Source organism: Brevibacterium yomogidense (assembly GCF_016107685.1).
GTDB classification, from domain to species: Bacteria; Actinomycetota; Actinomycetes; order Actinomycetales; family Brevibacteriaceae; genus Brevibacterium; species Brevibacterium yomogidense.
Genome location: NZ_JABASY010000002.1, coordinates 348,073 through 361,047 on the forward strand (window position 1 = coordinate 348,073; position 12,975 = coordinate 361,047).

Annotated in this window: 9 protein-coding genes; 4 read left to right on the top strand and 5 right to left on the bottom strand. The window is 69.1% G+C overall.

Going from position 1 to position 12,975, the window contains the following annotated elements; translation table 11 throughout:
* Positions 1–15 precede the first annotated feature (15 nt).
* Positions 16–1,845, top strand: a complete 1,830-nt coding sequence (locus tag JFC09_RS05930; RefSeq protein ID WP_198393076.1) for an NAD(P)/FAD-dependent oxidoreductase — start codon at positions 16–18, stop codon at positions 1,843–1,845.
* A 50-nt stretch (positions 1,846–1,895) separates the two neighbouring features.
* Here the strand turns inward: JFC09_RS05930 and JFC09_RS05935 are convergent, their stop codons facing one another.
* From JFC09_RS05935 to JFC09_RS05955, 5 genes are all read right to left on the bottom strand, one after another.
* Entirely contained in the window at positions 1,896–2,321 is a 426-nt protein-coding gene (locus JFC09_RS05935; protein WP_198393077.1) for a fluoride efflux transporter FluC, read from the bottom strand.
* Positions 2,318–2,767 carry a fluoride efflux transporter FluC gene (locus tag JFC09_RS05940; RefSeq protein WP_198393078.1) on the bottom strand — a complete coding sequence of 150 codons (450 nt, stop codon included), beginning with the start codon at positions 2,765–2,767 and terminating at the stop codon, positions 2,318–2,320. Before JFC09_RS05940 ends, JFC09_RS05935 begins: the two co-directional genes overlap by 4 nt.
* Positions 2,764–4,605, bottom strand: a complete 1,842-nt coding sequence (locus tag JFC09_RS05945) for an ABC-ATPase domain-containing protein (protein ID WP_198393079.1) — start codon at positions 4,603–4,605, stop codon at positions 2,764–2,766. The genes JFC09_RS05940 and JFC09_RS05945 overlap by 4 nt, the downstream gene beginning before the upstream one ends.
* A 10-nt stretch (positions 4,606–4,615) precedes the next feature.
* On the bottom strand, positions 4,616–6,604 hold the full coding sequence (locus tag JFC09_RS05950) for a sensor histidine kinase (RefSeq protein ID WP_198393080.1): 1,989 nt from the start codon (positions 6,602–6,604) through the stop codon (positions 4,616–4,618).
* A gap of 134 nt (positions 6,605–6,738) precedes the next feature.
* The gene (locus JFC09_RS05955) at positions 6,739–7,776 is read right to left on the bottom strand and encodes a hypothetical protein (protein ID WP_198393081.1); all 1,038 of its coding nucleotides are present in this window, start codon (positions 7,774–7,776) and stop codon (positions 6,739–6,741) included.
* A 291-nt stretch (positions 7,777–8,067) separates the two neighbouring features.
* Between JFC09_RS05955 and JFC09_RS05960 the strand changes: the two genes are divergently transcribed.
* From JFC09_RS05960 to JFC09_RS05970, 3 genes are all read left to right on the top strand, one after another.
* The gene (locus tag JFC09_RS05960) at positions 8,068–8,712 is read left to right on the top strand and encodes a response regulator transcription factor (protein ID WP_332839705.1); all 645 of its coding nucleotides are present in this window, start codon (positions 8,068–8,070) and stop codon (positions 8,710–8,712) included.
* A gap of 439 nt (positions 8,713–9,151) precedes the next feature.
* Positions 9,152–10,468 (top strand): acyltransferase family protein, encoded by a 1,317-nt coding sequence (locus JFC09_RS05965; RefSeq protein ID WP_198393082.1) that lies wholly within the window; start codon positions 9,152–9,154, stop codon positions 10,466–10,468.
* A gap of 141 nt (positions 10,469–10,609) precedes the next feature.
* Positions 10,610–12,826, top strand: coding sequence for an HNH endonuclease signature motif containing protein (locus tag JFC09_RS05970; protein WP_198393083.1), 2,217 nt, complete (start codon positions 10,610–10,612; stop codon positions 12,824–12,826).
* Positions 12,827–12,975: the final 149 nt, after the last annotated feature.

The following is a 12,975-nucleotide window of genomic DNA, read 5'->3' on the forward strand; positions in this document are numbered from 1 at the left end:
CACGAAGGAGTGGGCATGACGACGCAGACGGATGCGGTGACGAACGCGAGCACAGCGGCTGAGGGCGCTTCCCGGACGGTGACGGCATGGCTTGCCTCATTCGACGAGGCACTCCGGGCGCACGACGCGGATGCGGTCGCGGACCTCTTCGAGGAGGACGGGTTCTGGCGGGACTTCGTCACCTTCACCTGGAACCTGAGGACCCTGGAAGGACGCGCGCAGATCCGGGACATGGTGGCGGCGATGGTGGCCGACATCGCTCCGTCCGCCTGGGCACTCGCCGAACCGGCGACGGAGGCCGACGGCGTCCACGAGGCATGGATCACCTTCGAGACCGGCGCGGCCCGCGGGTGGGGCCACCTGCGGCTGCGGGACGGGAAGGCGTGGACGCTGCTGACGACCATGCAGGAACTCAAGGGCTACGAGGAGCTGAGGGGACCTCGGCGGGAGGCGGGTGTCGAGCACACGATCACGAAGGGCCGGAAGACGTGGTTGGAGACGCGTGAAGAGCACCGTGCGCGGTTCGGGTACGAGGAGCAGCCGTACGTCGTCATCGTGGGCGGAGGGCAGGGCGGCATCGGGCTGGCGGCGCGGCTCAAGCGGCAGGGGGTGCCGACGATCGTCGTGGAGAAGAACGAGCGCGCCGGTGATTCGTGGCGCAACCGCTACAAGTCGCTCCACCTCCACGATCCCGTCTGGTACGACCACATGCCCTACATCCCGTTCCCCGACGACTGGCCCGTCTTCGCGGCGAAGGACCAGATCGGGGACTGGCTGGAGCACTACACCGCGCTCATGGACCTCGACTACTGGTCCGGCACGGAGTGCCTGGGTGCGGAGTTCGACGAGGCGGACGGAACCTGGCGCGTGCGGGTGAAGCGGTGGGGTGAGGACGTGGAGCTGCGGCCCACGCATCTCGTGTTCGCGCTGGGGGTGTCGGGGTACCCGCACATCCCCGAGTTCGAGGGTGCGGACACCTTCGCGGGCGAGCAGTGGCATTCCTCCGCGTTCTCCGGGGAGGGCGACTTCGCGGGGAAGAACGCGGTCGTCATCGGGTCGAACAACTCCGCGCACGACATCGCTGCCGCGCTGTGGGAGCAGGACGCGAACGTCACCATGGTGCAGCGGTCATCGACGCACATCTCCCGCAGTGCCTCGCTCATGGACCTGGCGCTGGGTGACCTCTACTCCGAGCGCGCACTGGAGAACGGGGTGACGACGGAGAAGGCGGACATGCTCTTCGCATCCTGGCCCTACCGCATCCTCCCCGAGGTCCAGATCCCGGTGTACGAGGCGATGGCGGAGCAGGACCGCGAGTTCTACCAGGCGCTCACCGACGCGGGCTTCGACCTGGACTTCGGGGAGGACGGCTCCGGCCTCTTCCTCAAGTATCTGCGCCGAGGCTCCGGCTACTACATCGACGTGGGCGCCTCGCAGCTCCTCATCGACGGCCGGGTGGCGCTCGCCCGGGGGCAGGTGGCACGCATCGAGGAGGACGCCGTCGTCCTCGAGGACGGGACACGCCTGCCGGCCGACCTCATCGTGTACGCGACCGGCTACGGGTCGATGAACGCGTGGCTGGAGGACCTCGTGTCGCCGGAGGTCGCGGACCGGGTGGGCAAGGTGTGGGGCTTCGGTTCGGACACCACGCGCGATCCCGGCCCCTGGGAGGGGGAGCTGCGGAACATGTGGAAGCCCACGAACGTCGACCAGCTGTGGATCCACGGCGGGAACCTCCACCAGTCCCGCCACTACTCCCGGTACCTGGCGCTGCAGCTCAAGGCGCGGATGGAGGGCATCGACACCCCGGTGTACGGACTGCAGGAGACTCACCACACCCGGTGAGTGCAGCGGGGCGCTCCCTGGCCGGCGTGGGGTCCGCCGCGCGGCCCGCGTCAGCCGAGGAGCGCCCCCGCCCACAGTCCCAGCCCCGCCGCGGCGGTGCCTGCGAGGAGGACCCCACCCGCCGAGGCGGCAGCCGCCGCCCAGCGTCCCGCCCGTGCCAGCTGGACCGCGTCGACGGACGCGGTGGAGAACGTCGTGTAGCCGCCCAGGAAGCCCGTGCCCGCGACGAGTGACCAGGCGGCGGGGAGAACGTGGAGGGAGACTCCGACGACCAGCCCCAGGAGGAATGATCCGCTGATGTTGATCGCGATCGTGGGCCACGGGAACGTCGGAGAGGTCGACGTCTCGACGGCGGACGTCGTCCGGGTGAGCTCTGTGCGTCTCGCGCGGGTCTGGAGGAGCCCGTCGAGTACGAACCGGCAGACCGCCCCCAGACCGCCTGCGATCCCGATCGTGAGGAGCAGAAGCGGAGTCATGGTGCAGACCCGTCGGTGCCCGGGGTGACGGAGCCGGCTGCCATCCCTGCAGCCGCCATCCCCGTAGCCGCCGCGACGAGTCCGAGGACGACGGTTCCGACCCCGTAGAGGGCCGCCGTGCCGACTCGTCCTGCGCCGAGCAGTTCGACGGTGTCCGCCGACAGCGCACTGTAGGTCGTGAACCCGCCCAGGAATCCGGTCCCCAGCAGCAGACGGAGGCGGGTGCGGCGAGCCCACGCGACGACTAGCCATCCCAGCAGGAACGAGCCCACCACGTTGATGGCGAGCGTCGTGAGTGGCACACCCTGCAGGAGCACTGCTGTGGCGGTGGGAACCGTCTCCTGCAGCCACGCGCGCAGGACGGTGCCTGCGAATCCACCCGCGAAGACGAGCGCGATCGCCCCGACCTGCAGGTGCGGGGGACGGGCCCGCGGCTCTCCTGTCACCGGATCCGGAGACCGCGGAAGCGGTTGAGGGCTGCCGCGATCTCCTGCGGCCTGGGCCGGGCCAGGTGACCGGGATGCCCGCGGTGCGGGGAGAGACCTTCCAGCCCGTCGGAGTCGAGCCGGGCGTCGAGTGCGGCGACGGCCTCGGCGATGGTGGACGTCGTGCCGTCTCCGAAGGCGTCGGCCAGACGTTCCAGCGCGTGTGCGATCGCCTGTGTCTGCGCAGGGTCGACCAGCTGCAGGACGGCCGACAGGTCGATGTCGTCCCGGCCGTGCTGGATCTGGTCACGACCGCGCGCTCGGGCGAACTTCCGCTTGTCCGCGGGCCGCAGGGCACCGGCGGCGGGCACACGGGGCGCTGCGGCAGCGAAGAACCTCGGTTCTCCGGACTGGTCAGCGGCTGCTCCTCCACCGGCTGCTGGCATGGCGCGCGCGATGTCACGGGCGAGTGCTGTGACGTCCTCGGGGACGTAGGCGTCCAGGGCGATGACGTGGTCCGCGACGTCGAAGAACGCCCCGGACCCTCCGGCGACGAGCACCGTCGACACCCCGCGCTCGCCATGGAGCGCACGGACCCGGTCGACGAACGGGGTGATGGGTTCCCGGTGCGCAGGAATGAGCCTTCGCATCCGGCTGTCGCGGATCATGAAGTTCGTCGCGGACGTGTCCTCGTCGATGAGGAGCGAGGACGCTCCGGCCTCCAACGCTTCGACGAGGTTCGCCGCCTGGGAGGTGGAGCCACTCGCGTTTGCCGTCGTGAATTCGCGGGTGTCCGTTCCCGACGGCAGGTTGCCGATGAACGGGGAGATGTCGACCGACGCGGTGGATCGGCCGTCCTCAGCGCGGATGGCGACGGCATCGGGCCGGGTGAGGACCCACTCGCGGCCGTCTCCGCTGATGTGGGGGTAGACGCCGCGCTCCATCGCCCGCAGCAGCGTCGACTTGCCGTGGTAGCCGCCGCCGATGATGACGGTGATGCCTTCGCGCACACCCATGCCCTCGACGTGCCGCCCGCTGGGCAGATCGAATGCGACCCGCAGGGAGGCGGGCGACCTGAACAGCACGGCTCCCTGGTCGAGTGGGTGGTCCGAGTCGCCCGAGCGGCGAGGGAGGATCGCGCCGTCGCCCACGAAGGCGACGAGGCCGCGGGATGCGAGCTGTTCCTGGAGCGCCAGCTGGTCCCGGTACTGCACGACCTGGGACCGCAGCCGCGCGAGAGGACCGTGGGAACCCGCGCTGCCGTCGTCACCTAGAGCCTCGTCATCTAGAACCGCGTCACGGAGGCCGTCGTCATCTAGGGGCTTGCCATGCAGGGGCTCGTTCACTGGACCGCCCAGATCGAGGAGAGCCTCCTCGACGATCCTCGGCAGGGTGACCGTGAGGATCTCGGCGGCCTGGTGACCACGGATCCGCCGCCCCGACGCCGGGAGGTCCACCGTGATGCGGGCCTCCACCCGGTCGCCGGGGAAGACGACGCTCGTGCGCTCGAGGATCTCCTGGCCGGGTGTTCCGATCGCCACCGGCGGCGGCTGGTCCCGGTCGGCACGCCGCGGGCTCTTGCGGCCGCCGCCCGCGTGAGCACGGGCCGCGGCGGCGAACGCGCGTGCCAGCCAGTCGCCTGCGGCGATGCGTCCGGCACGGTCGGCGACGAGGTCGTCGGGGATCCCGGTGCGCGCCCGGTCGACACTCACCCGCAGCAGTGACGGCGGTGCGAAGGGATCGACCTGCACCCGGTCGACCGTCAGCCGGCACACTCCCAGGTCGTGCGTCCCGACGATCCGCTTGTAGTCGCCGTAGCCGCGTCCGTCGAGCGAGGTCAGCGTGTGTGCGAGATCCATGGCCGCGACGTTACCGCGTCGGCAGCTCCACGTGCACAAGGAACCCGCCGTCCGCACGCGGCCCCGCCTCCACGCTGCCCGCCAGCGCTGCGACCCTCTCCCGGATCCCTGCGAGCCCCAGCCCGGCACCCGGGGCGGAGGGCACACGGGAACCGGAGGCGGCCTCGGCGGCGGGACTCTCCGTCACTCCGGGGTCTTCCGTGGCTGCGGGTCCGGTCGTTGCGGCTGGTCCGTTCGTCACGTGGAGGACGATGCGGTGGTCGGTGACGTCCACGCGGACGTCGATCGCAGCTCCGGGGGAGTGGCGCACCGCGTTGCTGAGCGCTTCCTGCACCACCCGGTAGGCGGTGAGGCCCGTCGCAGCGGGGATTGCTGCCGTGGCGGCCGATGCTGCTGCGCTATCACTGTCGAGGCGCTCCGGGGTGGAGGCAAAGGAGATGTGCGTGCCCGACCGCCGGGTCGCCTCCACGAGTGTCGGGACGTCAGCGAGGGTGGGCTGGGGGACGAGCGGCGCCTTGCCGGAGCCGCGCAGGATCGTGAGCAGCCCGCGCATCTCGTTCAGTGCGCGGCGTGAGGAATCGGCGATGGAGGTGAACTCACGGGCTGTGGCGGCGTCGACGTCGGAAAGGCGGTACTCCGCGGTGGTTGCCTGGACGCTGATGACCGACATGCTGTGGGCGACGACGTCGTGCAGCTCCTGCGCGATGCGGTTGCGCTCCTGCAGCTGGTGGCGCTTGGCGCTCAGCTCCGCGCTCGTGCGGCGCTCCGTCTGCAGCGCCGCACGACTGCGGACCAACTGGCGGACGACGATGCCGAGGGCGGCGACGCCGGCGGAGACCGGTCCGGCGATGATCATGCTGTCGACCGCCCCCGCGAGGCCGTCCGTGCGCAGCAGCAGGATAGCCACGAGCGGGACCGCGCTGCCTGTCGCCCAGGCGACGACGGGGACGGGCCACGGATGGCGCAGCGCCAGCAGGAGCACGACGAAGCAGTGGAGGAGCAGCGTCGTGACGGGCCACGGCCACGGCGGTCCCAAGACCGATCCGCTGAGCAGCGCCGTCCCGAGGACCGCCGCGGCATTGCCGACGATCCCTAGCGCGGACCATCGCACCGCGACGACGAGCGAGGCCGCGTGGACGAGGACGACGACCATCGCGAGGACGACGTGCACCCCGTAGAGGACGCTGAGCACCGGCCATCCGACCGCGACGAGCACCGCGGCGGCGAAGCCCGTGGTGAGCCAGGCCCACCCGTCGGCCGTCGCGGTGGGGCGGGGGCTCGGAGTGGCCTCGGTGACGGGACGAGGGCTCGGGGCGGCCTCGGTGGCGGGGTAGGGATGAGAGGGGGCCGCGGTGGAGAGGCGGACCGGTGTCCCCAGCGCCGCGGTCGTGACGAGAGCATCGAGGTGGGCGAGACCGCGCATGACCCACGGCAGGGTCAGCAGCAGGACGAGACCCGTGACGACGCGGAACGCCGCCTCGACGAGGAACCCCGCCCCCGGTGCGAGCGAGAGCGACCCGTCGGACACCGCGTCCAGGATGAGTTCCAGCAGTCCCACCTCGTCGGAGGGGAGGAAGACTCCCCAGAGCGGGTAGGTGATGCCTCCCAGCGCACCCGCCGACCACGCGACGGCGACGACGAACGTGAGGATGCGGACTGGGAACGCGAGGACGGTCTCGAACGCGAGGTCGAGCCACACGCGCGGGTCGGCGATCGTATTCACCCACCCGAGCATCCCCGGCTGCGCCGACCGGTAGACCGGAGTGGGGACCTGCGCGCCCCAGTGCCGCAGACGGGCGCGCGACAGCTGGGCGAAGGCACGGGCGATGAGGAGGGTGAGCGGCAGCAGCAGCGCACCCACCCAGACGACGAGCGTGCCCACGGACAGCGCGAACAGCGGGACGAGCGCGACGAACGCGAACAGCGAGAGGAAGAACCCCGGAAGGACGTACGCATAGTCGCGACCGAGCTGTGCCGGGATCCGTCTCCCTGCAGGCACCCGACTCGAGGTGTCATGCGGGGTCGGTTGCTGCGGGGCAGGCAACTGTGGGGGCCGTTGCTGCGGGCCTGGTTGCTGTGCGCCTGGCTGCTGCGGGCCTGGCTGCTGTGGGCCTGGGGTGGAGGTCATCGTGATCAGCTTCTCCTATTCGTGAGGGTTGCACCATGGGGTGCGGGTACGGGTGGGGATGCGGGGCGGTGAGGGGGCCTCGGCGGGGGTGTGGGCGGGGGCGTGGGTGAGGGTGGGACGCTGCTCGCGCTCGCCCGTGATCCGCGGGCCACCGCGGGGTGGGCTCGCACCAGGAGGAGGATGCCCACCACGGCGCTCGAGGCCGCGATGACGAGCCCGCCGACGACCGGTGCGGGCATGCGGGAGTACTCCCCGAGCAGCACGGTGCCGATCCCCACGGCGACGAGCGGATCGATGACGGTGAGACCGGCGAGCACGGTCTCAGGCGGGCCGCTGCGATACGCGGTCTGGACGACCCACATCCCAGCGACCGAGCCTGCAAGGATCCCGCCGAGGAGCAGCCACTGCACGCCGCCCACGGCTCGTGCCATGTCGCCGAGGCGGAGGAGACTTTCGAGGCCGGGACCGTTTCCGATGCCGCGACCGTTTCCGATGCCAAGGGCGGCCCGTAGGTCGTGGACGAGGACGTGGGCTCCCGCAGCGACCGCACCGAACACGGCGCCCGCGGCCACGACGCGCACGACGTGACCGACCGTGCTCAGCGCTATCGCGCAGCAGAGTCCGGACAGCGCGAGGAGCAGGAAGGCGAGGTGGAGCAGCCGGGTGGGTGGGGCCTCGGGCGGGGTGCTCCAGGAGGAGGAGAGGCCGACGAACAGCGCGACGGACACGATCGTGAGGGCTATCCCGGCGACGACGCCCGGGGTGAGGTGGTGTGCGCGCCCCTCCCGCAGCCCGAGGACGACGACCGCGACCAGTGACAGGGTGCCGAGCGGTTGGATGAGCGCGACCGGCGCGAGCCCCAGGGCGACGACGTTGAGCACCGTCTCGAGGAGGATGAGCCCCAATCCCACAAGCCACAGCGGGTTGTGGGCCAGGCGGTGGATCCTCGTCGCTCCGCTCGCGACGGCCCGGTGCTGGACGTGGGTGCCGACGGCCAGACAGAGGGCTGCGATGAGCGCGAGGGTGAGGGCTGTGGTGTGCATGGGAGTGAGCGTGCGGTCCGGGTCTACGGGCGCACATCACCCGCAGGAGTGATTCGAGGGGATACTCGCGGGTGAATCCCGGGCGCGGGACGTCGTCCGCACGGCAGCCTGGGCTACGCTCGACGCGTGTCCCCGCATGAGACTCCGCCTGCGCCCCGCGACGAATCCCTGGCTCGTGACGAGTTTTTAGCTCGTGACGAGTCCCTGACCCGCGATGGTGCCACCAGCCGCGATGGTGCCCCGGCTTCGGGTGGTTCCTCGGCCTCGGCGGGATCTCCGACCCGTGTCGCCATCGTCGACGATCAGGCGATGGTGCGGCAGGGGTTCGGTGCCCTGCTGGATGCACAGGGGGACATGCGTGTCGTCGGCAGCGCGGCAGACGGCAGCGAGGTCGTGGACCTGGTCCGCCGCACACATCCGGACGTCATCCTCATGGACATCCGCATGCCGCGCGTCAACGGGCTCGACGCGACGCGCGCCGTGAAGGCCATGCCGGGCCTCGGGCAGCCACGGATCATCATGCTCACGACCTTCGACGCGGACGAGTACGTCTTCTCCGCGCTGCGTGCCGGTGCCAGCGGGTTCCTTCTCAAGGACGCCACCGCCGAGGACCTGGTCGCCGCTGTGCGGATCGTCGCCGCAGGCGAGTCCCTCCTGGCTCCGTCGATCACGAGCAAGCTCATCGCGGACTACGCATCACGTTCGGCGGCACCGCCCGACGCGACTGTGCTGTCCCCGCTCACCGACCGCGAGCTCGACGTCATGAAGCTCGTGGCGACCGCCCGGTCGAACGCCGAGATCGCCGCTGAGCTGTTCCTCTCCGAACAGACGGTCAAGACGCACGTGTCCCGCATCCTCGGGAAGCTGGGCCTGCGCGACCGCACGCAGATCGTCGTCGCCGCGTACGAATCGGGGCTCGTCAACCCGTCCCGGTGAGTGAACCTCGCCGATGAGTGAACCTGCCAGGAGAGTGAGCCCCCTCGTGGAGCGAACCTCGCGTGCTGGTGGCTCATGTTGCCGCTCGTATGGCCGCTGGTGGCTCATGTTGCCGCTCGTATGGCCGCTGGTGGTTCACGTGACCGCTCGCATGCCCTTCACGTAGGGGTGTGAAACCACCCGCCGGGGTGACGCGCCACCGACGACCCGAGACCTAGTTTCCTCGTACCCGAGACGAGGAGACACGATGTCTGCACTGCTGCCCTCCGCACACGCCGCACCACTGGAGGGCTCTGATCGGCTCCCCAGATCGGCACTTCCTGCGGCGTCTGATCAGAGTGCGAAGAGTCTGCCAAGTGAAGGGCCGGCATGTGAAGGGCCGGCATGTGAAGGGCCGGCTCGGCGACTGCCTCCCGGACGGGACGCGACCATCGATATCGTGCGGGCAGTGTGCCTGCTGGTCGTCGTCGCACTCCACAGCATGATGGTGGGCGTCGATGTCGGACTGGACGGCAACCTGCTCACCGGTGTCGCGATCGCCGGGACCACAGGGTTCGTCCCCGTCAGCTGGATCATCCAGGTGATGCCGCTCTTCTTCATCGCGGGCGGTTTCGCCGCGCTCAGCCAGTGGCGCAGAATGCGCAGCCGCGGATCGCACTGGACGGAGTACGTCCGGGGCCGCACCCGGCGCCTCGTGGTTCCGACAGCGGTGATGTTCAGCGTCGTCGGCGTGGTGCTGTGTGCTGCGGAGGGCCTCGGCGCGGATCCGGTGCTCATCGCGGAGGCCCGGTTGCGTATCGGTCAGCCGCTCTGGTTCCTCGCCGCCTATCTGGGGGTGACAGCGCTCGTGCCGGCCATGGCCCGTCTGCATGAACGAAGGCCGGCCGTCACCCTCGCCGTGCTCGGTATGGGAGTGCTGGCGGTCGATGCCGTGAGACTGACGTCTGGTGTGTTCTTCGTCGGGTTCCTCAATCTGGGCCCGGTGTGGCTGCTCATGCAGCAGCTCGGGTTCTTCTACCACGACGGTGCGGGGCAGGCCTGGCCTCGCAGGCGTTTGGCTGTGGCCATGACCGCCGCACTGTCCGTCCTGCTCCTGCTGGTGACGTTGGGACCGTATTCGGCGGACATGCTGGTGAGCCTCAACCCGCCCACAGCGGCGATCGTGCTTCTCGGCACAGCACAGTTCTTCGCTCTGCGGCTGGTGAAGCCCGCGCTCGACTGGATGACCGGCGGAGTGTCTGGTGCGAATTCCGCGCAGGTCGCTCAACAGGTTCGGGGCACGAGATCCGCATGGCGGCTCGGAACGGTCGTCAGCGCACACGCGATGACGGTCTATCTCTGGCACATGCCGGTGGTCCTGACGCTGGTCATGATCCTGTGGGTGTGCGGGTTCCCTCTCCCGGAGCCGCATTCCCCGTCGTGGTGGGCTACACGGTTGCCATGGCTCCTGGCGGTCGGCGTCGCAACCCGCGTGACCGTGGTGGTGATCGGTGCAGTGGCGCGGGGCGTGGCTGACGCGGTCAGATGGATGACGGCGGTGTCGCAGCGATTGGTGTCGCGGGGCTCGGTTCGCTCCTGTGCACCGGGATCATTTCGCGCCCTCCGAGCATCGAGTGCCGTGGTGTGGGGGATCGCCGGGGTCACGCTCATGCTCCTGCAGGTGCTCCCGCTTGTACCCACCACGCTGCTGTCCCTGATGTTCCTGGGCGGAAGTTTCTTGATGGGACGGCAAGACGCCGCGGCGCAAGGTGCCTGAGGAGGCGTTGTCGCAGGTGGGATGCGGCGCCGGGGTTGTGTCCGTGCCTCCTCGTAGAGTGTTTTGTACGAGGTTGGAAGGACGCGTGCCAGGTTGGAAGTATGTGCAGCGCAGCTGCCGAAGGCGTGGGAGGAGTGAACGATGACGACGACACCCGGAAGGATGAGCGGGCCGGGCACGATCGTGTTCAGCACCTCCGATGAGGTGCGGGCTGCGGTCTCGTCCACTCGCGTCCCCAGTGTCGAGGAACTGCTCGAAGCGCTTCCCCTCGACAGCGGAGTTGGAACCGGGCAGATGGTCGATGTGGATATCGATGCGGATCTGCCACTGCCGGCGGATTGCCTGGCCGAATGGACACAGGTGCATGCCCTGGCCGACAGGATGCGCTCTCTCCACATGGTGTGCCACGCACGTGTCGTACTGGCCCGTGTGCTGCGCAGTGAGGACGGGGCAGACAGGATCGACGACGTCCTGCGCCTCGGGACGTCCGAGACTGCCGACGACCAGGGAGAACAGGGTGGGTCAGGGGCGTTCGGCCCTGCAGCCCTTGCAGTGGTCGTCGACGACGACCGCACGATGGAGATGCTCGAGCGGCTGCCTGAGCCGGAAGATCAGCTGACGTACAACGTGACGCTGAAGACTCGGCTGAGCGCCGCGCGCAGGGAGACGGGCCGTGCACTGGCAGCCTTCCTCGGCGCGCCGCGCATTCTCGCTTCCGCGGTCGAAGGCGACGTGCCCTTCAACAAGCTGGACCGCCTGATGCATCGGGTCGTGTCAGCACAGCTCACGGTGAGCCAGATGAATGAGGTCGACGAGTTCGCCTCTGAGCTGAAGGCGAACATCTCGTTGGACCAGTTCGACAAGCGCATCCGCCAATACATCCTGACTTATCTGTCGAGGCCGGCCCCCAGCCCTGAGTCGATCTACGAGCGTCGGGGCGTCGACTTCCAGAAATTCCCCGACGGTTCAGGGGAGTACCGGGCGTACGGGCCGGCTGTGGAACTCGAAGCCTTCTACCAGCGCCACCATGGGACGAGCCGGGCGATCTCGCGCAGTGAACTGGCCGCGTTGGACGTCACTCCTGACGTCGCGGACGCGCTCCGTTTCGGATCGGACGGGCAGGTCCTGTCGGATGTGGCCGGTGCGGATCTGGAGAGTGTGGACGAACGGCGGATCAATCAGCTCATGTTCGACACCCTCGTCTCGTCGGTCCCGCAGACTCGCGTGCGCGTCATCCGGAAGAGTTCCGCGGATGCGCGTGGCACGGACGCGAACGGCACGGAAGCGCGTGATACGAATGCAAGCGACGCAGATGCCAGTGGCGCGGACCCGGGTGAAGTGGGCGCTTCCGGTTCTGCAAGCTGCGGCGAAGACGGATCCGAGGCGACACGCGAAACGTCGGGCTCCGATGATGGGGGAGCCTCCGATGAGGACAGCTTCCTCGTGACGGTGGCCTGCCCGACGACAGGTTCGTGGCTCCGCAAGCAAGCGGCGGTCACGATCACGATGTCGCTTGCCACCTTGGCGGGTTTGGGAGACGATCCCGCGACCCTGGGACTTTCGACTCCGCTTCCTGCGGCACAAGCGCGCCAGGTCGCATCCACGTCCACGGTGTGGAGGAGGATCCTCTACGACCCGGCTGACGGGACGATCACGGATGAAGCGACTCGAACCTATACACCCACTGCGTCGATGCGTCGTGCCGTCGAACAGAAATGGCGGACCTGTATGGCGCCCGGATGTTCTCGAAACGCGGCCAGATGCGAAATCGATCACTGCGAACCGTTCTGCCATGATGACCCGGGCAGGGGTGGGCCCACCCACCCGAACAACCTCATTCCACTGTGCGTCCTTCACCACCAGTTGAAGACGAACGGGGTGATCCGTCTGAGGCGGGTGGGTCCGGACGACGTCGAATGGGTACTGCCTCTGGGAGTCATCACTCGGACGAGTGCGCCCAGCGCCGCGACTGACGGCAGGAAGCACAGCGTGTCCGAAGAGGTGATGGGGCTCCATCTGCGGTCTCCTGCGTTCGAAGGGCCAGCGGTCGGCGAAGTGCTCTACGGACGGCAGAAGTGCACTGATCTCTTCGACGTGAATCGCACGGGCTGTCGTACGAGAGCAGCCGAGCCGGGCATCGCAGTCGGCTGGACCATCCGCCGTCGTCCTCCTGGTCTCGGACAGGCCATGGGACAGGGCATCCGAGAGGGACGGGGTAGCCCAGAGGGACTGGGCATCCGAGAGGGACGGGGCATCCGTGAGGGGCAGGGATCCCGTGAGCGGACGGGAATCGATGAGGGAGCTGGACCCCGTGCGCAGAGGGAGCAGAAACCAGATGACGAATCCCCACCGTTCTGATCAGAGGGCTTCGCACGAGGACCACGTCAGGAGCGGCGCATGCAGGCGAACGTCTGCAACACCCGCACGGAAGGCGAGCATCGGCGGCACGCGCACGACACTCGAATGTCCGCGGCATGTGCCGAAGCACCGGTCATCCGTTCACAGGT

Excerpts from the sequence above, each read along its gene's own strand:
- JFC09_RS05945 (WP_198393079.1), bottom strand. The coding sequence starts at position 4,605 with ATGGATCTCGCACACACGCTGACCTCGCTCGACGGACGCGGCTACGGC.
- JFC09_RS05930 (WP_198393076.1), top strand. The coding sequence starts at position 16 with ATGACGACGCAGACGGATGCGGTGACGAACGCGAGCACAGCGGCTGAG.
- JFC09_RS05955 (WP_198393081.1), bottom strand. The coding sequence starts at position 7,776 with ATGCACACCACAGCCCTCACCCTCGCGCTCATCGCAGCCCTCTGTCTG.
- JFC09_RS05935 (WP_198393077.1), bottom strand. The coding sequence starts at position 2,321 with ATGACTCCGCTTCTGCTCCTCACGATCGGGATCGCAGGCGGTCTGGGG.
- JFC09_RS05970 (WP_198393083.1), top strand. The coding sequence starts at position 10,610 with ATGACGACGACACCCGGAAGGATGAGCGGGCCGGGCACGATCGTGTTC.